Origin of the sequence: Streptococcus sp. 29887 (assembly GCF_032595075.1) — a bacterium.
Classification (GTDB): domain Bacteria; phylum Bacillota; class Bacilli; order Lactobacillales; family Streptococcaceae; genus Streptococcus; species Streptococcus iners.
This window is the reverse complement of record NZ_CP118735.1, coordinates 1,806,888-1,827,487: the sequence shown is the minus strand read 5'-3', so window position 1 is coordinate 1,827,487 and position 20,600 is coordinate 1,806,888. Positions and strand designations below refer to the sequence as shown.

The 20,600-nt window shown below is 41.4% G+C and carries 27 protein-coding genes; 23 read left to right on the top strand and 4 right to left on the bottom strand.

The genetic code is table 11. From position 1 onward, the window contains the following. Positions 1-15 precede the first annotated feature (15 nt). The 18 genes from racE (at position 16) to PW252_RS08835 (ending at position 12,489) form a co-directional block, all read left to right on the top strand. Entirely contained in the window at positions 16-810 is a 795-nt protein-coding gene (racE, locus tag PW252_RS08920; RefSeq protein WP_105124709.1) for a glutamate racemase, read from the top strand. Beyond that, positions 807-1,817 carry a nucleoside-triphosphate diphosphatase gene (locus tag PW252_RS08915; protein WP_248049345.1) on the top strand — a complete coding sequence of 337 codons (1,011 nt, stop codon included), beginning with the start codon at positions 807-809 and terminating at the stop codon, positions 1,815-1,817. The genes racE and PW252_RS08915 overlap by 4 nt, the downstream gene beginning before the upstream one ends. Then, a complete protein-coding gene (locus PW252_RS08910; RefSeq protein ID WP_248049349.1) occupies positions 1,790-2,317 on the top strand; it encodes a metallophosphoesterase in 528 nt (175 codons plus the stop codon). The genes PW252_RS08915 and PW252_RS08910 overlap by 28 nt, the downstream gene beginning before the upstream one ends. Further along, the gene (gene cbpB, locus PW252_RS08905; protein WP_032511076.1) at positions 2,314-2,772 is read left to right on the top strand and encodes a cyclic-di-AMP-binding protein CbpB; all 459 of its coding nucleotides are present in this window, start codon (positions 2,314-2,316) and stop codon (positions 2,770-2,772) included. Before PW252_RS08910 ends, cbpB begins: the two co-directional genes overlap by 4 nt. Next, positions 2,769-3,500, top strand: coding sequence for a site-specific tyrosine recombinase XerD (gene xerD / locus PW252_RS08900; protein ID WP_248049351.1), 732 nt, complete (start codon positions 2,769-2,771; stop codon positions 3,498-3,500). The genes cbpB and xerD overlap by 4 nt, the downstream gene beginning before the upstream one ends. Continuing rightward, positions 3,500-4,219: a segregation/condensation protein A gene (locus PW252_RS08895; protein ID WP_248049354.1), complete on the top strand. Its 720-nt coding sequence runs from the start codon at positions 3,500-3,502 to the stop codon at positions 4,217-4,219. Before xerD ends, PW252_RS08895 begins: the two co-directional genes overlap by 1 nt. Next, on the top strand, positions 4,203-4,772 hold the full coding sequence (gene scpB, locus PW252_RS08890; protein WP_105118165.1) for an SMC-Scp complex subunit ScpB: 570 nt from the start codon (positions 4,203-4,205) through the stop codon (positions 4,770-4,772). Before PW252_RS08895 ends, scpB begins: the two co-directional genes overlap by 17 nt. Further along, entirely contained in the window at positions 4,762-5,496 is a 735-nt protein-coding gene (locus PW252_RS08885) for a pseudouridine synthase (protein ID WP_248049356.1), read from the top strand. The genes scpB and PW252_RS08885 overlap by 11 nt, the downstream gene beginning before the upstream one ends. Beyond that, positions 5,493-5,732 carry a membrane protein insertion efficiency factor YidD gene (gene yidD, locus PW252_RS08880; protein WP_248049358.1) on the top strand — a complete coding sequence of 80 codons (240 nt, stop codon included), beginning with the start codon at positions 5,493-5,495 and terminating at the stop codon, positions 5,730-5,732. Before PW252_RS08885 ends, yidD begins: the two co-directional genes overlap by 4 nt. Before the next feature lie 448 nt (positions 5,733-6,180). Then, positions 6,181-6,585, top strand: coding sequence for a hypothetical protein (locus tag PW252_RS08875; protein WP_248049360.1), 405 nt, complete (start codon positions 6,181-6,183; stop codon positions 6,583-6,585). Between the two features lie 228 nt (positions 6,586-6,813). Next, a complete protein-coding gene (locus PW252_RS08870; protein WP_248049362.1) occupies positions 6,814-6,963 on the top strand; it encodes a hypothetical protein in 150 nt (49 codons plus the stop codon). After that, positions 6,963-7,622, top strand: coding sequence for a hypothetical protein (locus PW252_RS08865; RefSeq protein ID WP_248049363.1), 660 nt, complete (start codon positions 6,963-6,965; stop codon positions 7,620-7,622). Before PW252_RS08870 ends, PW252_RS08865 begins: the two co-directional genes overlap by 1 nt. 123 nt (positions 7,623-7,745) lie before the next feature. Then, positions 7,746-7,898, top strand: a complete 153-nt coding sequence (locus tag PW252_RS08860; protein ID WP_161941399.1) for a hypothetical protein — start codon at positions 7,746-7,748, stop codon at positions 7,896-7,898. Then, complete coding sequence (locus PW252_RS08855) at positions 7,898-8,557, top strand: hypothetical protein (protein ID WP_248049364.1); 660 nt, start codon at positions 7,898-7,900, stop codon at positions 8,555-8,557. The genes PW252_RS08860 and PW252_RS08855 overlap by 1 nt, the downstream gene beginning before the upstream one ends. Positions 8,558-9,030: 473 nt before the next feature. Further along, positions 9,031-9,822, top strand: a complete 792-nt coding sequence (locus PW252_RS08850; RefSeq protein WP_248049365.1) for a hypothetical protein — start codon at positions 9,031-9,033, stop codon at positions 9,820-9,822. A gap of 436 nt (positions 9,823-10,258) precedes the next feature. Further along, positions 10,259-10,801: a tRNA (cytidine(34)-2'-O)-methyltransferase gene (locus PW252_RS08845; protein WP_248049366.1), complete on the top strand. Its 543-nt coding sequence runs from the start codon at positions 10,259-10,261 to the stop codon at positions 10,799-10,801. Positions 10,802-11,254: 453 nt separating this feature from the next. Beyond that, entirely contained in the window at positions 11,255-11,812 is a 558-nt protein-coding gene (locus tag PW252_RS08840) for an ECF transporter S component (protein ID WP_248049367.1), read from the top strand. A gap of 23 nt (positions 11,813-11,835) precedes the next feature. Next, positions 11,836-12,489 carry a phosphatase PAP2 family protein gene (locus PW252_RS08835; protein WP_248049368.1) on the top strand — a complete coding sequence of 218 codons (654 nt, stop codon included), beginning with the start codon at positions 11,836-11,838 and terminating at the stop codon, positions 12,487-12,489. A gap of 341 nt (positions 12,490-12,830) precedes the next feature. On the opposite strand, the gene PW252_RS08830 is transcribed toward PW252_RS08835, so the two are convergent. From PW252_RS08830 to PW252_RS08820, 3 genes are all read right to left on the bottom strand, one after another. Beyond that, positions 12,831-14,630 carry an acyltransferase family protein gene (locus tag PW252_RS08830; RefSeq protein WP_248049369.1) on the bottom strand — a complete coding sequence of 600 codons (1,800 nt, stop codon included), beginning with the start codon at positions 14,628-14,630 and terminating at the stop codon, positions 12,831-12,833. Next, entirely contained in the window at positions 14,620-15,042 is a 423-nt protein-coding gene (locus tag PW252_RS08825) for an MORN repeat-containing protein (RefSeq protein ID WP_248049371.1), read from the bottom strand. The genes PW252_RS08830 and PW252_RS08825 overlap by 11 nt, the downstream gene beginning before the upstream one ends. A 134-nt stretch (positions 15,043-15,176) precedes the next feature. Next, complete coding sequence (locus PW252_RS08820) at positions 15,177-15,593, bottom strand: low molecular weight protein-tyrosine-phosphatase (protein ID WP_248049373.1); 417 nt, start codon at positions 15,591-15,593, stop codon at positions 15,177-15,179. Positions 15,594-15,750: 157 nt separating this feature from the next. On the opposite strand from PW252_RS08820, the gene PW252_RS08815 reads away from it, so the two are divergent. Beyond that, positions 15,751-16,272, top strand: a complete 522-nt coding sequence (locus PW252_RS08815; RefSeq protein ID WP_248045422.1) for a Dps family protein — start codon at positions 15,751-15,753, stop codon at positions 16,270-16,272. Positions 16,273-16,535: 263 nt separating this feature from the next. Here the strand turns inward: PW252_RS08815 and PW252_RS08810 are convergent, their stop codons facing one another. Then, a complete protein-coding gene (locus PW252_RS08810; protein ID WP_105118441.1) occupies positions 16,536-16,742 on the bottom strand; it encodes a CsbD family protein in 207 nt (68 codons plus the stop codon). Positions 16,743-17,193: 451 nt separating this feature from the next. On the opposite strand from PW252_RS08810, the gene PW252_RS08805 reads away from it, so the two are divergent. Genes PW252_RS08805 through PW252_RS08790 form a run of 4 tightly spaced genes read left to right on the top strand, consistent with a single transcriptional unit; the run spans position 17,194 to position 20,502 of the window. Then, positions 17,194-18,072: an ABC transporter ATP-binding protein gene (locus PW252_RS08805; protein WP_044688536.1), complete on the top strand. Its 879-nt coding sequence runs from the start codon at positions 17,194-17,196 to the stop codon at positions 18,070-18,072. After that, on the top strand, positions 18,069-18,800 hold the full coding sequence (locus PW252_RS08800) for an ABC transporter permease (RefSeq protein WP_248049375.1): 732 nt from the start codon (positions 18,069-18,071) through the stop codon (positions 18,798-18,800). Before PW252_RS08805 ends, PW252_RS08800 begins: the two co-directional genes overlap by 4 nt. An 8-nt stretch (positions 18,801-18,808) precedes the next feature. Then, entirely contained in the window at positions 18,809-19,903 is a 1,095-nt protein-coding gene (locus PW252_RS08795) for a sensor histidine kinase (RefSeq protein WP_248049377.1), read from the top strand. Then, positions 19,900-20,502, top strand: a complete 603-nt coding sequence (locus PW252_RS08790; RefSeq protein ID WP_248049379.1) for a response regulator — start codon at positions 19,900-19,902, stop codon at positions 20,500-20,502. Before PW252_RS08795 ends, PW252_RS08790 begins: the two co-directional genes overlap by 4 nt. Positions 20,503-20,600: the final 98 nt, after the last annotated feature.

Below are 20,600 nucleotides of genomic sequence, written 5' to 3'. Positions count from 1 at the left end.
GCTATTCTGAGCAGTATGGATAATAGACCTATAGGATTTTTAGATTCAGGTGTGGGTGGTTTGACGGTTGTGCGTGAACTCATGCGTCAATTACCCCATGAAGAAATCGTTTATATCGGAGATTCTGCACGAGCTCCTTACGGTCCTAGACCAGCTGAACAAATCAGAGAATATACTTGGGAATTGGTGCGTTTCTTATTGACAAAAAATGTCAAAATGATTGTCCTTGCCTGTAATACAGCTACAGCAATTGTCTTGGACGAAATCAAGGAATCTCTAGATATTCCCGTTTTGGGTGTTATCTTGCCAGGTGCCTCCGCAGCCATCAAGGCGACAAGGAATGGGAAGATTGGGGTTTTAGGAACCGCTATGACCATCCAATCGGATATTTACAGACAAAAGATACAGGCTCTCTCTCCTGGGATACAGGTAGAAAGCTTGGCTTGTCCCAAGTTTGTCCCTTTGGTAGAGTCCAATGGACATCAATCTAGTTTGGCAAAGAAAGTTGTCTACGATAGTCTGCGTCCCTTGGTCGGTCAGGTAGATACGCTGGTTTTGGGCTGTACCCACTATCCACTTCTCCGTCCCATCATTCAAAATGCCATGGGCAAGGATGTCAAGTTGATTGACAGTGGGGCAGAGTGCGCACGGGATATTTCGGTTTTGTTGAATTATTTCGAAATCAACCGAAGTCGTACCGAAAAGGATGTTCAGCACCGTTTTTACACAACAGCTAGCCCAGCAGCTTTTAAAGAAATTGCTGAAAGCTGGATGGGCATTGATATTCATGTGGAGCATGTAGAACTATGACAGACAAGATATACGAATACAGAGATGAGCATAACTGGTTTATTGGAAAGGCTAGCTTTGCCAACCTATTTGGTTCATTTGGTGAAACTGGCAGAGAACAAGAAATTTACCAGATTGGTCAATTGTTTGACAAACTCATTGCTGGCAACTATGAAGATGAGACTTTTAACCAGTGTGTCAATATTGAGGTGATTAAACTTCAGTCTGACTTTGCCCTCTTCCAGTTTGCCTGTGATGTTTTGAATGAGTTAAACAATAGACAGTTCAAGGCCCTCCAACACCAAGGGGCTATTCTGGTAACAGAGAATGACAAGCTTCTCTTGGTTCATCTGACAAAAGATGGTGTGGCTATGTCTGATTTCTTCGGTCAAGACAAGGGGTTGGCAAGCGTGGGAGATACCATCTTGATTGCCACTAAAAATGAAGGTAAGACCAAGGAATTCCGTAAGTTTTTTGAGCGGTTTGGTTACCAAGTTGAGAACCTCAACAACTATCCTGACCTGCCAGATGTAGCAGAAACAGGTATGACTTTTGAAGAAAATGCACGGCTCAAGGCTGAAACCATAGCAGAGCTGACAGGGAAGATGGTTTTGGCTGATGATTCAGGCTTGAAGGTTGATGCACTTGGCGGTCTGCCAGGTGTCTGGTCTGCTCGTTTTTCAGGACCAGACGCCACAGATGAGCTCAATAATGCCAAACTCTTGCATGAGTTAGCTATGGTTTTCGACTTGAAAAATCGTTCTGCTCAGTTCCATTGCACCCTAGTCATGGCGGCTCCAAATCGTGATAGTTTGGTGGTCGAAGCGGACTGGGAAGGTTTTATCGGTATGGAACTCCGTGGGGAAAACGGATTTGGATATGACCCGCTCTTCCTCGTCGGTGAAACAGGCAAGACCTCAGCAGAGTTGACCTTAGAAGAAAAAAATCAGATTTCCCATCGTGCACAAGCACTAGAAAAATTAGTGGAGGCATTTCCAGTATGGCAGGAGCAAGCAAAACAATCCTAGTCATGAGTGATTCTCATGGGGACAGACAGATTGTAGAAGAGATTAAAAACCACTATCTTGGCAAGGTCGATGCTATCTTTCACAATGGGGATTCGGAGCTGGATAGTCAAGATAGTCTTTGGGACGGCATTCAAGTGGTTAATGGCAACTGCGACTATTTTGGCGGTTATCCAGACCAGCTCATTACTCAATTGGGTGATGTGACCATTGCCCAAACCCATGGACACCTCTATGGCATTAACTATGGCTGGCAACGCTTGGATTATTGGGCACAGGAAGTGGATGCGGATATTTGTTTGTATGGGCATTTGCATGTACCTGATGCGGAAGTGCGTGGCAAGACCCTCTTCCTCAATCCTGGTTCCGTCAGCCAACCTCGTGGTTTGGTCAGAGAATGCCTCTATGCCCTTGTGACCATCTATGATGATCACTTCCATGTGGACTACTATAACCGCCACCATCAACTATTTCCAGCATTGACAAAGGATATTTCACGATGATTGCACGAGAATTTGAAGCGTTTTTACTGGACCAAGAAGAAACTTTCTTGACACCAGCAGATAAATTGGCTGTTATCATTGATACCCACAATATTGACCATGCCAAGCTGTTGCTCAGTCACATGACCTATTCCCGTGTGCCCGTGGTGACAGAAGACGGTCGTTTCTTCGGCACCATTGGCTTGACGGAGATTATCAAGTACCAGGCTGAGCATGAGTTATCAGATGATGAATTGAATAGAGATATTTCCTTGATTGCTAAGACAGACGAGGAGACTGTTGGTTTGGATTATGACTTGACAGAAGTCATGCGCAAGCTAGTCGACCAATCCTTCCTACCGGTTCTGGGGGAAAACAGGGAATTTCTAGGCATTATTACCCGCAAATCCATTCTCAAAGCCATCAATGCTCTCCTGCATAATTTCCCCTTGGCATCAAAAGAAGGTAAGAAATGAAGCAGGCCATAGAAGCGTTTATCCAGAGCAAAAAGGTCAGTGTCAATAGCCAAAAATCCTATACCTATGACCTGCAGCAATTTGTGGAGCTGACCAAGGGGGACATCAACCAGCAGTCACTTTTGGTCTATCAGCAGTCCCTTCTAGACTTGAAACCTGCTGCTCAGAAGAGAAAACTCTCAACGGTCAATCAATTTCTCTACTTTCTCTATGAAAGAGGTCGCTTGGACAGGTTTTACAAGCTACAGGCTCTGACAGGTCCAGCCAGTGTCAAAAAAAAGCTGGAGCGTGAGGATCTTTCTCTCCTCTTTCAAGATAGTCCTTGGCTTGAAGGGCAGCTCATTGCACTTTTGATAGCATATTTGGGCTTGATACCTAGCGAAATAGCAGAGCTGACTAGCCAGCAGGTCAATCTGGATTTTCAAGTCCTAACAGTTGAGAAAGGGGCGACTAAGCGCGTCCTCACCTTGCCCAAGGAATTACTTGTTTATTTGGAAGGGCATTTGACTGGGATGTATGTCTTTGACAAAAAAGGGCAGACCTATTCTCGTCAGTGGTTTTTCAATCGTCTGACGGAATTTGTCCAGTCCATCGGCAAGCCTGATTGGACAGCCCAAAAATTACGAGAACAGTACATTCTGAGCCAGATAGATGAGGGCAAATCCTTGGACCAAATCGCCAAGCAGTTGGGACTAAAAACAAGCATGAGTTTGGAAAAATTTAGATAATGGATATAAAATTAAAAGATTTTGAAGGACCTCTGGATCTCTTGCTTCACCTGGTGTCCAAGTATCAAGTAGATATTTACGAGGTTCCAATTACAGAGGTCATTGAGCAATACCTAGCCTACATTGCCACCTTACAGGCCATGCGTTTGGAGGTGGCAGGAGAGTATATGGTCATGGCCAGTCAGTTGATGGTCATCAAAAGCCGAAGGCTCTTACCAAAAGTTGTTGAACAGACAGACCCTGAAGATGACCCAGAAATGGACCTCTTGGACCAGTTGGAAGAATACCGCAAGTTCAAACTTCTCAGTGAGAAATTAGGGGAGCAACATTATGAACGGGCCAACTATTTTTCAAAACCCAAGCTGGACTTGATTTATGAAGATGTTCAACTAGCCAAAGACAAGACAGTCATTGATATTTTCCTAGCCTTTTCTAAGGTCATGGCTGAAAAACAGGCCAGTCTCCGTCAGTCCCATGCGACCATTGCCCGTGATGAGTATAAAATCGAAGACATGATGAACTTTGTCCGCAGTCGTTTTCAAACGAGTTCACGGATTGAACTGGGCCAGCTCTTTAAGGAGAGCCAGGACATCAATGAGGTCATTACCATTTTTCTGGCAACCTTGGAATTGGTCAAGGTTCATGAAATTGTTCTGGAACAGGCAGAAACCTTTGGAGACATTTATCTAGTAAGGAGTGAACATGAATCGCTTAGCTGAAATCGAAGTCCTGCTCTTTGTAGCAGGTGAGGATGGCTTGAGCTTACGCAATTTGGCAGAGATGCTGGAATTGCAGCCCACAGCTGTCAGCCAGCAATTAGAAAAACTCAGTGAAAAATACATGGCCGACAAGGCATCAGGCCTCGCTCTCTTAGAATCTTCCAACCGCTACAAGTTGGTCACGAAGAAAGAGTATGCCGACCTTCTGCGTATCTATGCCAAAACACCAATCAATCAGACCATGTCACGAGCCCTTTTAGAAACCTTGTCAATCGTAGCCTACAAGCAACCAATTACACGGATTGAAGTCGATGATATTCGCGGAGTTAATTCTAGCGGCGCCATCAGTAAATTGCAGGCTTTTGACCTCATTCGTGAGAATGGGAAGAAAGAGGTACTTGGCAGGCCTAATCTTTATGTCACAACGGATTATTTCCTGGATTACATGGGGATTAACAGTCTAGAAGAATTGCCTGATGTATCAGAACTTGACTTGGTGGAGCAAGAAACCGAGCTATTCCTAGAAAGAAATGAGTTAGAAAATGAGAATTAACAAATACATTGCCCACGCTGGTGTAGCCAGTCGTCGTAAGGCAGAAGAATTGATTAAGCAAGGTCGTGTTACCGTCAATGGTCAAGTTGTTCGCGAATTGGCAACGACTATTAAGTCTGGAGATATTGTAGAAGTTGAAGGGCAGCCAATTTACAATGAAGAGAAGGTTTACTACCTCCTCAATAAACCAAGTGGTGTCATTTCTAGTGTGTCAGATGACAAGGGAAGAAAGACCGTTGTAGACTTGTTGCCGACCGTCAAAGAACGGATTTATCCTGTTGGTCGATTGGACTGGGATACTTCAGGTGTCCTGATTTTGACCAATGACGGTGATTTTACGGATGAGATGATTCACCCTCGAAATGAGATTGATAAGGTGTACTTGGCGCGTGTCAAGGGTATTGCCAATAAGGAAGTACTCCGTCCCTTGACCCGTGGTGTTGTCATTGATGGTAAGAAAACCAAGCCTGCCGTTTACGAAATTATCAAGGTAGATCCTGTTAAAAATCGTTCTGTGGTCGAGTTGACCATTCACGAAGGGCGTAATCATCAGGTTAAGAAGATGTTTGAAGCCGTTGGTCTGCAGGTGGACAAACTTTCTCGTACCCGCTTTGGGAATTTGGACCTGACTGGTTTGCGTCCAGGTGAATACCGCAAGCTTAATAAGAAAGACATCAGTAAACTGCATACTTTAGCAGTCACTAAGTCGGTGAAGAAAAAATGACCAAGCTCCTTATAGGCTTAGTCAGGTTTTACCAGAAATATATTTCTCCCCTCTTTCCACCTTCCTGTCGCTATCAGCCGACTTGTTCTACTTATATGATTGAAGCCTTGCAGAAACATGGACTCAAAGGCTTTTTGATGGGCCTGGCTCGTATTGGTCGCTGTCATCCCTTTGTAGATGGGGGCTTGGACCCTGTGTCAGAGAAATTTAGTTTAAAGAGAAATTGTGAAAAGTAGGGCAACCTGCCCATAAAGAACCAACATGGAATGCCTCTTTAGAAGAGAGTATGGGGTTGGTAACGGATCAGTACATTCAGACTTCAATGGAGGACATTGAGAAAAACAGTTATGAAAAGAAAATCTTGGGATTTTTGACTGTTAATCTCTTCATGTATTTAATAACATTTATAGGTAGATATATTGATTCATAAATCATATTAACTCTATTTAAAAGTACGGAGGTATTAGTAAGTATTCCCTTCTTTCTAGGGCTACTTGTTACATTTTTGTATTTCATTTCCTTGAAAAAATCCATCAAAAACAAGTCTTGTCTTACTATTATTTTAATAAGTATATGTTTTTGCTTACATTTCTATTCTATTGCCAAATAGAAATATTACTAGTTATTTTTTCTACAATGATACTTGGTGAGTTCTTGTCAATATTCATCTATTCGGTGGTTTTCATGATTGCTCTTCTTGAGAGATATCAATGGTTTAGTAAGACTTCGTACAATAGTTTGTATGGTAATGTAGATTTCAGTAACCCACTAGAAAGATATGTGGAGCTTTTTGTTGCTCATTCTAGAAAATTTGGTTGGCTCGTTCTTACTCCAGTTTTTCTGTATAGGATATTTTTTTCCGGCGGAGAAAATTTGTATAGAAATGATTTAATAAGAACGGTTAGCATTCTTTCGTTTCCTATTATTGGATTGGTTGGTTTATATTTTGTTATTGCACTTGGTGCAAGTCAGATAAAAGGCTATTATATCAGTAAATATATGGAAGACTATCGTATTCTCTCAGGATATAGCATTGAAGACTGGTATGGTAAAAAGTCTAAGCGATATAAGGAAAGTTTGGGAAAGTAGGTTTTGTTTAGATCGTCTTAATTTACTTTGGGTTTATGGCTAAGCAATGTATTTCAAAATCCCAAGTTGCATAATTTTTTTGATGCTTAAGTTATTAACTTGTAAACCCAGACAAGATCACCTTGTCTGGATTTTTGGTATAATAGACAAGTATGATGAACTGATAAGATGGGTAAACATTAAAAAACAGTATGGAACGCCTCTTTTGAAGAGGGGGAGGGAATGGTAATGGCAATCGTTGCTCAAAGACTATATGATCAAAGTATTGTACAACATAAAATGACAAGTCGTGAGGAGACTTTGAAAGTAGATGAAGTGTATCTATATCATGACCAAGACTATCAAAAAGTAAAAATTAGTAAGCAGGTGGCGGAGTAATGAATCGAATAAAAAAACTAATGATGTGCATTTTAGGAGTTGTTACGATAATGGGATTGACAGGTTGTAGTAAAGAAGTAAAGATTAGAACAGAGTTGGCACCGATGTATGAGGTGTTGGACCAGCAATCTATAGAGAATTTTGATATTCTTTCGATTGAAGACAGTTTGACTATATATGGTATGGAGGATGCCAAGGGCTTTCAGACTGATTTGACTGTCAACTCAGATAGACAGTTTGAAGGAATGAGTTATGATTTATCTGTTTCTGAAACGGAGGGCTATCCAACGTCTTATATAGGGGGAGAATTGAAAATAAATACGACTAGTGAAGTGTTATCCGATAGAAAACTGATGTTTGAAGAATTTCATTTTTCAGAAGACTATTTTAATAATCTAGAGCTAGTGAAGGTACTGGACCATCCCAATACTTATATGAAGGATATGAGTTACCAAGAGAAGACTCCTTCGGAATACACAAAGAAACTAATAGAAACTTATGGATTAACTGATCCAACAGTTGCTAAAATCGAAGTAAGCAAAAGAAGGCATGATGAAAAAACATTTTCCTATATATTATTCTATTCATTGTATGATAGGTCTGATGTCAAGATAAATTGTTTCTTCTCCTTTGTTATGGAGGATAAAGCAGATGAGTAAGGTTGATATTAATCGTCGGGTTGAGGTATCTGCCGATCTTGCAGACAGTGTTTATAAATTGGTGCACGAAAATCATCGTTACTCAAGACAGATTTATCTATTAAGTATATTAAAGAGAATCTGGTGACGGCAATCGTTGCTCAAAGACTATATGATCAAAGTATTGTACAAGATAAAATGACAAGTCGTGAGGAGACTTTGAAAGTAGATGAAGTGTATTTATATCATGACCAAGACTATCAAAAAGTAAAAATTAGTAAGCAGGTGGCGGAGTAATGAATCGAATAAAAAAACTAATGATGTGCATTTTAGGAGTTGTTACGATAATGGGATTGACAGGTTGTAGTAAAGAAGTAAAGATTAGAACAGAGTTGGCACCGATGTACGAGGTGTTGGACCAGCAATCTATAGAGAATTTTGATATTCTTTCGATTGAAGACAGTTTGACTATATATGGTATGGAGGATGCCAAGGGCTTTCAGACTGATTTGACTGCCAACTCAGATAGACAGTTTGAAGGAATGAGTTATGATTTATCTGTTTCTGAAACGGAGGGCTATCCAACGTCTTATATAGGGGGAGAATTGAAAATAAATACGACTAGTGAAGTGTTATCCGATAGAAAACTGATGTTTGAAGAATTCCATTTTTCAGAAGACTATTTTAATAATCTAGAGCTAGTGAAGGTACTGGACCATCCCAATACTTATATGAAGGATATGAGTTACCAAGAGAAGACTCCTTCGGACTACACAAAGAAACTAATAGAAACTTATGGATTAACTGATCCAACAGTTGCTAAAATCGAAGTAAGCAAAACAAGGCATGATGAAAAAACATTTTCCTATATACTAACGTATTCCTTATATGACGAAGCTGATATTGAAATTATTCGTGTCTTCAAATTTGTAATGGAGGATATGGAGGATGAGTAGAGAAGAGAAAAGTCGTTGGGTTGAGGTATCTGCAGGTATTGCAGATAGTGTTTATAAATTTGAAGAGGCTGGGTAAAAAGGCTAGCACCGCTTCTCAAAGTTAGTGTCAACATCTCAGCGCAGTGGTTGATTGGCAGATTTGTTCGTGCTTTACACTCCAAATCTGACCACTACGACTGATGCGAACTTTGTTCGCTATATCTCCAACCTCCAACAGTCACTACTCTGACTGTTGGAGCTGTGCGGGGGTGGGAGTGAAACAGTCTAGGGATAGACTGTTTCAGCTCAACAACTGGAAATGAGGACTTGTTGACGAACTCTTCTAGGAATGGTCGAGTTCTTTCCCACTCCCTCATTGGCTAATTAGGAAAATCTGCAAGTACGAACATAGAATCAATTAATTCAGTAGGAGATAGTATTTCTAACTTCTTTGAGGGAGGAACCAAGACAGTTTCGTCTTGGTTTGGGTGAGAATGATGGAAGACAAATATAAAAATATTATTGAAGATGCTCAAGAGTTAAGTAGGAAATGGAATGTTTTAGTTTTAATTTTTGGTTTTCCAGCTCTTATCGGTTTTCTTCTATTTGGTGGCTTCTTTGTATCAACTTTTGGTAAATCTGTTAGTCTGAGTGGAGAGCTCAACTCAGTATCAGTCACTGGTCTAGAGTATCTTATAGGTCTTCCTAACGTGTTCTGGGGTTGGCTTTTCGTGTTTTCTTGGTTTTTGTATAGTATTGCTTATAGAATGATGCATAGAAATATCATTAAAGCTTACTTACTAAATCAAATCATTCTACTGATGATGGTTATTCCCATTTATTATTCTATATTTTATGGAATCCAATTTTTTGTCCCGTTCTTATTGGTTAGAGTGCTAAATTGGTTGATGTTTGTAGCTTCGTTAGTCTATATTTTCTGGCATTATGTTTCAAAAACCGTTCAAAGCCTACCTATTTCTTCTCACATTACATCAAAGCAATTATCAACTGTTCTTTTAGTATTATGGGGAATTAGTGCGTTATCCAGTCTTATACATGATGGCTTTCAAAATATACTGGCTAGCGTTTTGCTTGCAGCAATGCCGATTTTTCCACCTCTCATTGTTATTGTATTTACGCTTACCTTTAGAGGGATATTGTCCACTTTGCTTGCCTTGAATGTACTTAATGCAGATCAAGAAAAGTATCGAAAAGAATTTGGTTATTCAGTAGAAGACTGGTATGGTAAAAAGTCCAAGCGTTATAAGGAAAGTTTGGGGAAGTAATGAATACAGGTATGGAAACAATGAAATTGGAAAAATTGAACGTAAGTTCTGATTGGACAGATTGTTTAATTGCATAGTAAAATATACCTACTAATTATTATTGACGATATTGACTGATTCAGCTGGTACCGATGATAACCAAAAAGGAAATATAGAATAGTATATCGTTTTGCTCAGCTTTGCAACTCAAAAATGAGCATTACTGCTCTTTATCTCATTTAAATATCATTTTATGAAAAAAATAAGGCAAAAATACTTGATTTTCAGCCTTTTTTAAGCTACAATAGAAACACGATTTCATTGATTTAACTCAAACCTGTTGTGAGTTAAGTGAATGAATCATCATTCACCATGCTGTTTGCTGAGCTTGACTCCGGGCAGTGTGGCTATTTTTTTGTCCGAATAATCACTGCCCTAGTTTGAGGAAATATAAAGTATGAACATTGAAGAATTACAGTACACTGAAGAAACCGCAAAAAACCACATTGTTCTGTTTGAGCCACAAATTCCCCAGAATACAGGGAATATCGCTCGAACTTGTGCTGCGACCAACAGCCCCCTCCACATCATCAAGCCAATGGGCTTTCCGATTGATGATCGCAAGATGAAGCGTGCGGGATTGGACTACTGGGATAAGCTAGATGTTCGTTTCTATGAAAATCTGACAGAATTTATGGACTATGCAAGTGAGCATGGTCGAGTTCATTTGGTGTCAAAATTTGCGGACAAAATTTATTCGGAAGAAAGTTATCAGGACGGTATCCACTTTTTCCTCTTTGGTCGTGAAGATAAGGGATTACCGGAAGAATTTATGCGAATTCATCCTGAAAAAGCTATTCGTATTCCCATGAATGATGAGCATGTCCGTAGTCTTAATGTATCCAATACAGTTTGCATGATTGTCTATGAAGCTCTTCGCCAGCAGGATTTTGCAGGCTTGGATTTGGTACATACCTATGAAGAGGATAAGCTAAAATAAAGAATATCACTAACTGGAACTAAGCTCTTGCACTTGCAGGGCTTTTTTGGTATCATGAAATAGTCTTCAGGGCAGGGTGTAATTCCCGACCGGCAGTGATTTTTTTGATTCTTGCTTTTCTTTTTCTCTCATTCGTCGTTGACCAGGCTTGCCTAACTTCAGTTATGCCTTCGCCTTGTCGCCTAGACTGATAGAAAAATCTTAAGCAACACTCAAAAAAAGTGTTTTTGTTTCATTTTAGGGCTAGGCAAGGAGATGCAGACTATACTAAGGTATGTCAAGCAGACTTAACGAAGCCATAAAATAGAAAGAAAGATACGTACAGTCTGCGAGCGAAAGCTGATGTGGTGCAATTCCACAACCGACAGTATAGTCTGGATGGGAGAAGACGAAGTGCAGTTCTTTTGACCTGCCTTCCAAGCTTCTTCAATTTTCAAAATTGGAGGAACCTTTATGACAAACACACGAAAAATGACGATTATCGCCATTCTTTCAGCACTTTCATTTCTACTCATGTATTTGAAATTTCCCTTGATTCCAACGGCAAATTTCTTAGAAGTGGATTTTTCATTGGTACCAATCTTATTTGGTCTGCTATTACTAGATATCAAGTCTAGTTTTGCCATTTTGTTTATCAGGACCTTGCTAAAGTTGCTTTTAAACAACCAAGGAGTATCAACAGTTATTGGTCTGCCGATGAATATTGCAGCCATGTCGGTTTTTATCTTGGCAGTGGCTTATTTCTGGAAGAATGACCAGACTGTCAAACATTATTTAAAAACAGCAGTCGTAGCAACACTTGGTTCAACCCTTGCCATGCTTGTCTTGAACTATGTCTATGCAGTGCCACTGTACGCGGCCTTTGCAAATTTTGATATCAAGGAAATCTTGGGTTTGACTAATTACCTGCTTTTCATGGTCTTGCCATTTAATCTCTTGCAAGGAATTGTTCTTTCCATTATTTTCTATATTTGCTACAAGGCAGCTCAACCTATTTTAAAGAAAGTTTAACTTTTTTAAAGTAAACTATATCTATGAAAAATAAACAAATCCATTTACGAAACGCGTCTTTCTTTGCTCTGGCCTTTGTATTTTTAGGCTATGTAGCCAAGTTTTACCCAAGTAGCTTAACTGGTTTTGACTCAGCTATCCAATCCGCCATTCGCGGAAATCTTCCTAGTGGAGCGACCCAGTTTTGGACTTCTATTACTGTCATAGGGAATACCGTTATTATTTTAGCGATTACCCTTATCTTGTCTGCTATCTTCTATTATTATAAAAGGTGGAAGATAGAAGCCTATTTCTTACTTGCTAGTTTTGCGGCAATGGGGGTGGCATCAACAGCCCTGAAATATGTCTACCAACGCCCGCGACCTAGCATCGAATGGCTCATCGATACCATCGGTTATTCATTCCCAAGCTGGCATACTGCCTCAACCATGATGATTGCAGGAGCAGTAGTGATTGTTATCCAACAACGGATGAAGCAGGGCTTGGCTAAGCGTGTCCTACAAGCTGGCTTAATCGTTCTAGCCATGTTAGTTGCCATCTCTCGTATCTATATCGGTGTCCATTATCCGACGGATATTATTGGAGGTTGGCTTTTAGCTCTTACTCTCTTGCAGGTCATGTATCCTTTTTATGACCAGAAACGCTTTGAATGGCGTTTTCAGAGTAAACAGAAATAGTTGTATTTTGTGGGGAGCGGGAAAGAACTCGACTGGTCAAAAAAAGAGTTCGTCTTCCCGCCCCCGCACAGTTGATTAGGTCAGATTTGGAGTGTAAAACACGAACAAATCTGCCAATCAACCACTGCGCTGAGATGTTAACACGAACCCTGAGAAGCGAGGTTGGGCTTTTTGCTCAGCCTCTTTTTACTCTATAGTCGCTTATTCTGTGAAGTGGTGTAGGAAAAGTCTAGCATGCTTTGTATAGTGCCTTAAAGTCAAAGATATTGATTAGAGTATTAGATTATCTCGACCAATAAAAAATTCTCCTGTAATCCAAAGTTACAGAAGAATTTTTTATTTTAGTTTTTAATGGGTCCATTTTCTACAGCTTTGATAGCTTGACTGATAGTTTGGGCAAAGATTTCTGCACCGTTATTATCGATGTTGAAATGAACCAAGTCGGAGTTATACCAAATGGGTGGATTGTCCAGAGAGGCTTGGTACCAATCTGCAATTGAAATATAATCGTATTTCTCAGCCAGCTCTTTTTCATATTGACCTGTTTGGTAAGAAATAGAATTACTTGGACTAAAGTTACCATCGTATGGAGTTACGAAAATGAGGCGGCGCCCTTTAGGGAAATCCTTGACTAATTTGTCCAAAATCTCTTGGTAATTATCGCTTGTATTGGTACCCAGGGCGACGATGACCGTTTCTTTCAAACTATTGTTCTGCTGGTAGAGCTTAATCAATTTTTCAATCTCTGTTAGATTTCGACTGACTGTTCCATCTATTTGGATTCCTGGGATAGCTTCCTGAAGTGCCGTACTTGCTCGAACAGTAACAGAATCTCCAAACATGGTTACACCCTTTTGAATATCGAAGCTAGATACCTTTGAGTTTTCAGCGGCTGAACGAGTGGTTGCCAGCTGGGTCTGGGCTTGGTAGAGGCTACTAATCATATTCTCTTGCTCAAAGCTTCCAAGTCGTGGTGCAAAGAGGCAGATTGCTAGACTAAGTACAGTGAGGAAGCCGAAACTACCAGCCAACCATTTTTTATAGGGTTTGAGGTCAATTGCAAGCCCAAACAATTTCCCAACTCTTCCTGCGACAAAGGGTTCGAGGAGATAGGTTGAAATAGTTGCTAGAATGACGGAGAAGATAAAAGACAAGATAGCAGCAGTAGTGGCGTTGCTTAGTTGAGTAAAGATAATCAATAGTGGCCAATGGAAGAGATAGATACCGTAGGAAATTGCTGCTAAGAATTGAATGAAGCCAGGTTCCTTAATGCTTTCTGTTTTTTCATGAAGAATACGCGCCGCGAAAATCATGGCAACAGTTGCCAGGCTAGATAAGAGGAAACCAATCAGGTAGGTCCAAATGGAACTAAATTGTAAGGTAAACAGTAGAATCAGTTCGATTGCCAATCCACCTACAAACAGTCCGAGGACCTTATGTAAGCTAAGTGTCTGAATAGTTTGCTGGAAGGCAGCGGTTGTATGACCAATACCTGCTATAGTTGCTAGGATAGCACCCAGAAAGAAGGGGAAGGTATGGGTAAAGGTCGAATAATAGATAGATGAGAAGTTGTCCACGAAGAAACTGGATATAAACATTCCAAGGAAAGTGAGGACAAATAGGCTGAGGGAGGTTAAGAAAATCGTTCCACGCAGTTGCCCAACACTTTTGGATATCCGAGCTAGAAGCCAAACCAAACCTGCCCAGATAATATAATATTGGACTTCAATAGCCAGTGTCCAGGTGTGAACAAATAGATGTGGCGTAAATTGATTTTCGTAGCTACCACCAGACAGGATTTCAAAGAAATTGGTCATAAAGCCTAGAGCAGCAGTGACCTGACCACCGATGTTGGCAAGGAAATCGTTCCGAATAAGGAGGGCCAAAGGTAGCACCAACAGAATGGTCAAAACCAAAGGTGGTAGGATCCGATACAATCTTCTTCGGAAAAAGGAGATAAGATCAATTTTTTTATGCTTTGAAAACTCATCAATCAAGAGTGCTGTCGTTAGATAGCCAGATAGGGTGAAGAAAAGATCCACTCCAACAAATCCACCAGGAAAAATCTTGATGAAGAAATGGTAGAGGAGAACAAAGACCAGGCCTATGACACGAATTGTAGATAACCATTTAATTTTCATTTTGATAAATCCCCTGTTTAAATCTTCCTTCGTAGATAGCCTGTCCTTCGGTTGTTAATTTACCTTTGCCATCGGCATACCCATTTTTAAATTCTCCGGTGTAAACCCAGCCACTAGCAGACTTATAGGTTCCTTGACCGTGAAAAATGCCATTTTTGAATTGTCCCTGGTAGCTGTCACCATTTTCAAAAGTCAGTTGACCCTGACCATTCATTTTGGAAGCGACCACATAGCCATTGTATTGTAATTTACCATTGTCTAAGGTCAAGGCCTGCTTGCTTCCAATCCGACCTGTAAAAACAGATAAGGCACAAATCAAAATCAGTAGAAGAGAAAGTACTTCTACTTTTCTACGTGTGAAGAAACGGGAAACATCTTCCAATGTTAAGCGTTTGTTTGTTAACTCTTTCATAGATAAACCCTTTCGAAATAATCTACTGGATTTTTTTAACCCTTCTTTCTAGCATAAAACAAAAGCGTATCAATCCAGTCAGAAATAGTTTACCATTTTCTTACAAATATTACAAAAATATTACACGGGAGATATTATAATTTTTCTAACCAATCCTGACAACCCTGTTTGACTAGACGATAGGTTTCGTCAAAATCACCTGTGTACCAAGGGTCTGGGACTGATTTTTCGGCGAACTGGAAAATCTTATCTTGGGCATGGGCAGGGGCCATTTTTCGTAAATCACGGACATTGTTGCTATCCATTCCAATGATGACATCAAATTCTTCAAAATCTGTTTGCGAGATTTGTTGAGAAGTTTTGGTTTGGTCGTAGGGAATATTGTGTTGCTTGAAAATCTTTTGTGTACCTGGGTAGATGGGATTGCCGTGTTCCCAAGAAGATGTAGCACGACTTTCGATGTGCAGGCTATCAGTTAACTCTTTCATGACAAATTCAGCCATAGGGCTACGGCAGATATTGCCTAAGCAAACAAAGACAACTTTTTTCATATAGAACTCCTTTTTTCTTTTATTATATCATTTATGTGGTGTAACTCTCTTAGATATGTTACAAAATTAGAACTTTTCTAATATAAGGTTTATTTCTTGATTTTTATGATGCACTTATTTATAATTATTATAAATAAAAAATAAAAAGGTGAACACTATGAAACAAAAGTATTTCCAAACACCAGCAGAAATTGCTTCCTTCAGCCCACGTCAATCAGTAGCATTGGCTGATACCAAGGCAGTTTTGAATCAGGCAGTAGCAGATTTATCAGTGGCCCATTCTATCCTCCATCAAGTTCATTGGTATATGCGTGGTCGTGGCTTTATGATTTGGCATCCAAAGATGGATGAATATATGGAAGAAATTGATGGCTATTTGGATGAGATGAGTGAACGTTTAATCACCTTAGGTGGGGCACCATTTTCTACTCTTAATGAGTTTAGTGAAAATAGTCAGCTTAAGGAAGTTCCTGGTGACTACAATAAAACGATGGAAGAGCAATTGGCGCGTGTGGTAGAGGTGTTCCGCTATCTGGCTGCTCTTTTCCAAAAGGGATTTGATGTCAGTGATGAAGAAGGCGACAGCGTAACCAACGACATTTTCAATGTGGCTAAGGCTAGTATTGAAAAACATATTTGGATGTTGCAGGCAGAACTAGGACAAGCTCCGAAATTGTAAATAGATGAAGGGTCCAGTAGGACTCTTTTTTGCTGCATAGACGATAGTCGAATGAATTTGCAATTTAGATAGGGTGGAAAACCCATGTAAATGAAGAGTGCAGCAAGTTGAAAGTGATCATGCCTCGAAGCGAATATATCATGATTAAATAGTGAGCGAAATAGATTTCGACTGAACAAAAATAACACCCCAGAAGTTAGATTTCTCTATCTACCTTTTGGGGTGTGGTTCAGTGACGCAAGGCTTTTTCCATAGCCTTGTGCTTATTCCTTATCGAAGGCCTTTTTGATGCCGTCAACAGCACCTTCAATGCCATCTTTTGCATCTTCAACTAATTCTTTAGCCTTACCCAGACCTTTTTCCACAAGTCCTTCGACTTCAAGGCCTTTATCGCCTGTTAATTTGCCCAAACCTTCTTTGACAGAACCTGTCAACTGGTCGAGTTTTGCATTCAATTTATCTTCTGACATAAGAAACCTCTTTTCTTTGCGTCAAGGGTGGTCACCCACCGAGTCATTCTACTATGTAGAACATGTTGATATATCTATACTAAGTCATTATGTCCTAAAAAGCAAGCGATTTGTTTGGAATTGAAGAATATCAAACATGACATTTGTCACATAAGTCAATGACAAAGGCTTCTAGTGGGGGCCTCATTTTCGAGATATACATATGTATGTATCGTCATTTAGTTTTTCTTTTATTACTTCGACGAGCGAGGAAACGTTGTTTCCTTATTTCCAATTTCAAACACTCCACTGGAGTGTTTGAACTCGCCTTGCCTGATTGAAACAGTCTGGGGGACTGTTTCAAGTCAATGCCTAGAAACAAGAAAGCATTGAGTTATGCCTGCGGCTCGTTGCCTAGTACTAAAAGTAAACTAAAAGACTATAAGATGTTCAAGAAGTAGGAGGTAGAAAGATGATAGAAGTACGAGCGCTAGAAAAAATCATCAAAGGACGGACGATTTTGTCCAATATTTCCTTTGAAATCAAGTCTGGGGAATGTGTGGCTTTAATCGGTCCAAACGGGGCCGGGAAAACGACACTCATGTCCTGTTTGTTGGGTGATAGGAAGGCGACGAAAGGGCAGGTTTTGTTGGACGGTCTGGCTCCACAGGCTCAGTCCAATAAGGAAAAGGTAGCAGTCTTACCTCAAGAAAATGCTATTCCAACGGACTTGAAGGTCAAGGAATTACTCCGCTTTTTCCAAGCCATCTACAAGGATAGTCTGACAGATGTGGAAATCGACAGCCTGCTCTGCTTTTCCCCAGAGCAAAAAAATCAACTGGCCGGCAAGCTATCGGGTGGTCAGAAGCGGCTCTTGGCTTTCGTCATCTGCCTGATTGGCAAGCCCAAGTTGCTTTTCTTGGACGAGCCGACGGCGGGCATGGATACTTCGACCCGTCAGCGTTTTTGGGAGATTGTCCATGAACTTAAGGCTCAGGGTGTGACTATTTTTTATACCAGCCACTACATCGAGGAAGTGGAGCATACGGCGGAGCGGATTTTGGTCTTGCACCAGGGGAGGTTACTAAGAGATACCACGCCATTTGCCATGCGGAGTGAGGAGCAAGAAAAAGAAGTGACTTTGCCGATTGCCTTTGCGGCGGTGGTGGAGAGCTTGGCTGAAATCAATGAGATTAGCTACAAACAAGATACTGTCAGCTTTAAGACCCGAGCCATTGAGCAGGTTTGGGCTAGTTTGCAGGAGGCAGGTTGTCGGATTTCAGACCTGGAAGTGCAGAATAAGACTCTGCTCAATAGCCTATTTGACAAGACAAGGGAGGAAGAATCATGAAAGCATTAGTTCAAGTAGAGGCGGTAAAATTATCCAGAAGTTTGGGAGTTTTTCTCCTATCTATCGGCATGCCCGTCATCTTTTTCCTAATCTTTTCATCAACTGTTCAGTTTGATGATGCAGCCATACAAAAGGCTTTTATCCAGTCCTATATGCTGACCATGACAGGTTTTTCCATGTCGGGCTTTGCCCTTTTCACCTTTCCCACGATGCTGGCAGAGGACAGAAAAAATAGCTGGTTGACCTTTATCCAGCATTCGCCCCTGCCAATCTGGCACTATTACCTGTCCAAACTGGTGCGGGTCTTGCTCTGCTTTGTGTCTTCCATCGCCATTGTTTTTGCGGTGGGTGGCTTAGTTAAGGGTGTAGAGATGACAGCTCAAGAATGGGTAATTTCGGCTCTCTTACTTTTAGTAACCTCTATCGTATTTCTAGCCATTGGCTTGCTTTTGGTGCAAATCCAGTCGGAACAAACCATGTCGGTGATGGCCAACTTGCTCTACTTTGTTCTGGCTATCATGGGTGGCTCTTGGATGCCTGTTTCCCTCTTTCCAGACTGGGTGCAGCGGATTTGTAAACTCATGCCCAGCTACCATGTCAACCAGCTGGTGACCACCTATGCTCAAGAGGGAGATTTTCTCTGGAAATCCTTGCTAATTGTCCTAGGCTATGCGATAATTTTCTTAGGAAATGCTCTAGTTCTGAATAGAAAATCGGAGCAGCAGTGAGGTGACAGATGATATTTGAAAAAAGAAAGGTACCACTCATGTTCTTCGTGGGCATGGTCTTTCTCTATTTTCCCTTTTATTACGCCCAGTATAGTCCTAATCCGACGGCAGTTGTCCTAGCGACTATTCTCTTTGCCCTGGTCTATTGCTCCCTCTTTTACACGGACCACAAGCTCTATTCCCTGCTGGCTTGGTTTTTCCTGATTGGCTATATCGCCGTCATGAGTTTTTGGGGCAATTTGCAATTCTCCCTCTTTATCTTTAATCTGTCCACTATGCTGGGCTGGTATTATAAAGAGAGCCGACCGACCTATCGGACGGTGTCTTACGGGATTTTGTTGCTGGCTATTATCCTCTGGGCTTTATTTGGTCCAGTTCCTTTTGAGATGAGAGCCTTTGCCCTCGTCATTCACTTTTTCGGCTTGGCCTTGCTGATTTTCAGCTGGATTGAAACCAAGCGGGAAGCCCTTCAGCAACGCCTACAGGAGCAGAATGCGTCTATCAATCTCCTGCTGGCTGAGAATGAACGCAACCGTATCGGTCAGGACTTGCACGACACACTGGGTCATGTCTTTGCCATGCTGTCTGTCAAGGCCGAGCTGGTCCAGACTTTGTTAGACCACGATCAGATTGACCAGGCCAAGAAGGAGGTGGCAGACCTTCAGACCTTGGCTAAGGACTCCATGCAGGAGGTCCGCCAGATTGTCCAGTCCCTCAAGCAGCACACCGTGGCAGAGGAACTCCAGATTTTGCAGCAGATGTTGGACTTGGCAGGAGTGGATTTGGTCGTTTTGGGTGGAGAAATAGCAGAGCAGCTCAGCTTGCCCGTCCAGAACAAGCTGGCTATGGTGCTGAGAGAGTTGGGCAATAACCTGCTCAAGCACAGCCAGGCTAGCAAGTGCCGTTTGGTTTTTGAAAAAGACCAGCAAGAATTGGTTGTATACTACGAAGACAACGGTGTGGGCTTTGCCCAGTTGACTGGTCAGGAATTGCATACCATAAAGGACAGGTTGGTGACGGTGAAAGGTAGCTTGGAATTTCTTTCTCTGGCCAAGCCCACCCGCCTGTCCATCCGAATTCCGTTTGAGGAGGTGGTAGAATGAGAATCTTAGTCGCAGAAGATCAAGCAATGCTGCGGGATGCCCTCTGTCAGCTCTTGGGTTTTCAAGATGCGGTTGAGGCTGTTTTACAGGCAGAAAACGGCAGTCAGGCCATTGCTCTTTTGGAAAAAGAGCCAGTAGATGTGGTGCTCTTAGATATAGAAATGCCTGAAAAGACGGGCCTAGATGTCTTGGAATGGGTGCGGGGGCAAGCCTTGCCTGTCAAGGTTGTCATCATGACCACCTTCAAGCGACCGGGCTATTTCGAGCGGGCAGTCAAGGCAGATGTGGATGCCTATGTGCTCAAGGAACGTTCCATCGCAGACCTCATGCGGACTATTGAAACGGTCTTGGCGGGGCGAAAGGAATATTCACCAGAATTGATGGACATTCTCCTGACCCAACGCAGTCCTTTGACAGCCCAAGAAAGTCAGCTACTTAAGCTGGTGGCAGATGGCTTGTCCAATAAGGAGATCGCCAGCCAGCTTTATCTGTCTGATGGGACGGTCCGAAACTACATGACCTCTATCCTGTCCAAGCTAGGTGCCGAAAACCGCACCGCTGCTGTTAAGGTGGCACAGGAAAAGGGCTGGATAGCATAACGAATGAGATTGGGCTAGAACCCAATCTTTTTTGGCTTAAAAAATGACAAGACCGATTGAGTTTATGTATTGAAAATCTTCGGATATTCTGCTAAAAT

Excerpts from the sequence above, each read along its gene's own strand:
- PW252_RS08795 (WP_248049377.1), top strand. The coding sequence starts at position 18,809 with ATGATATTTGAAAAAAGAAAGGTACCACTCATGTTCTTCGTGGGCATG.
- cbpB (WP_032511076.1), top strand. The coding sequence starts at position 2,314 with ATGATTGCACGAGAATTTGAAGCGTTTTTACTGGACCAAGAAGAAACT.
- racE (WP_105124709.1), top strand. The coding sequence starts at position 16 with ATGGATAATAGACCTATAGGATTTTTAGATTCAGGTGTGGGTGGTTTG.
- PW252_RS08805 (WP_044688536.1), top strand. The coding sequence starts at position 17,194 with ATGATAGAAGTACGAGCGCTAGAAAAAATCATCAAAGGACGGACGATT.
- PW252_RS08870 (WP_248049362.1), top strand. The coding sequence starts at position 6,814 with ATGGCAATCGTTGCTCAAAGACTATATGATCAAAGTATTGTACAACAT.
- PW252_RS08845 (WP_248049366.1), top strand. The coding sequence starts at position 10,259 with ATGAACATTGAAGAATTACAGTACACTGAAGAAACCGCAAAAAACCAC.
- PW252_RS08815 (WP_248045422.1), top strand. The coding sequence starts at position 15,751 with ATGAAACAAAAGTATTTCCAAACACCAGCAGAAATTGCTTCCTTCAGC.
- PW252_RS08835 (WP_248049368.1), top strand. The coding sequence starts at position 11,836 with ATGAAAAATAAACAAATCCATTTACGAAACGCGTCTTTCTTTGCTCTG.
- PW252_RS08875 (WP_248049360.1), top strand. The coding sequence starts at position 6,181 with ATGATTGCTCTTCTTGAGAGATATCAATGGTTTAGTAAGACTTCGTAC.
- PW252_RS08850 (WP_248049365.1), top strand. The coding sequence starts at position 9,031 with ATGATGGAAGACAAATATAAAAATATTATTGAAGATGCTCAAGAGTTA.
- PW252_RS08855 (WP_248049364.1), top strand. The coding sequence starts at position 7,898 with ATGAATCGAATAAAAAAACTAATGATGTGCATTTTAGGAGTTGTTACG.
- scpB (WP_105118165.1), top strand. The coding sequence starts at position 4,203 with ATGAATCGCTTAGCTGAAATCGAAGTCCTGCTCTTTGTAGCAGGTGAG.
- xerD (WP_248049351.1), top strand. The coding sequence starts at position 2,769 with ATGAAGCAGGCCATAGAAGCGTTTATCCAGAGCAAAAAGGTCAGTGTC.
- PW252_RS08910 (WP_248049349.1), top strand. The coding sequence starts at position 1,790 with ATGGCAGGAGCAAGCAAAACAATCCTAGTCATGAGTGATTCTCATGGG.
- PW252_RS08840 (WP_248049367.1), top strand. The coding sequence starts at position 11,255 with ATGACAAACACACGAAAAATGACGATTATCGCCATTCTTTCAGCACTT.
- PW252_RS08915 (WP_248049345.1), top strand. The coding sequence starts at position 807 with ATGACAGACAAGATATACGAATACAGAGATGAGCATAACTGGTTTATT.
- PW252_RS08895 (WP_248049354.1), top strand. The coding sequence starts at position 3,500 with ATGGATATAAAATTAAAAGATTTTGAAGGACCTCTGGATCTCTTGCTT.
- yidD (WP_248049358.1), top strand. The coding sequence starts at position 5,493 with ATGACCAAGCTCCTTATAGGCTTAGTCAGGTTTTACCAGAAATATATT.
- PW252_RS08800 (WP_248049375.1), top strand. The coding sequence starts at position 18,069 with ATGAAAGCATTAGTTCAAGTAGAGGCGGTAAAATTATCCAGAAGTTTG.
- PW252_RS08790 (WP_248049379.1), top strand. The coding sequence starts at position 19,900 with ATGAGAATCTTAGTCGCAGAAGATCAAGCAATGCTGCGGGATGCCCTC.
- PW252_RS08825 (WP_248049371.1), bottom strand. The coding sequence starts at position 15,042 with ATGAAAGAGTTAACAAACAAACGCTTAACATTGGAAGATGTTTCCCGT.
- PW252_RS08865 (WP_248049363.1), top strand. The coding sequence starts at position 6,963 with ATGAATCGAATAAAAAAACTAATGATGTGCATTTTAGGAGTTGTTACG.
- PW252_RS08810 (WP_105118441.1), bottom strand. The coding sequence starts at position 16,742 with ATGTCAGAAGATAAATTGAATGCAAAACTCGACCAGTTGACAGGTTCT.
- PW252_RS08885 (WP_248049356.1), top strand. The coding sequence starts at position 4,762 with ATGAGAATTAACAAATACATTGCCCACGCTGGTGTAGCCAGTCGTCGT.
- PW252_RS08820 (WP_248049373.1), bottom strand. The coding sequence starts at position 15,593 with ATGAAAAAAGTTGTCTTTGTTTGCTTAGGCAATATCTGCCGTAGCCCT.
- PW252_RS08830 (WP_248049369.1), bottom strand. The coding sequence starts at position 14,630 with ATGAAAATTAAATGGTTATCTACAATTCGTGTCATAGGCCTGGTCTTT.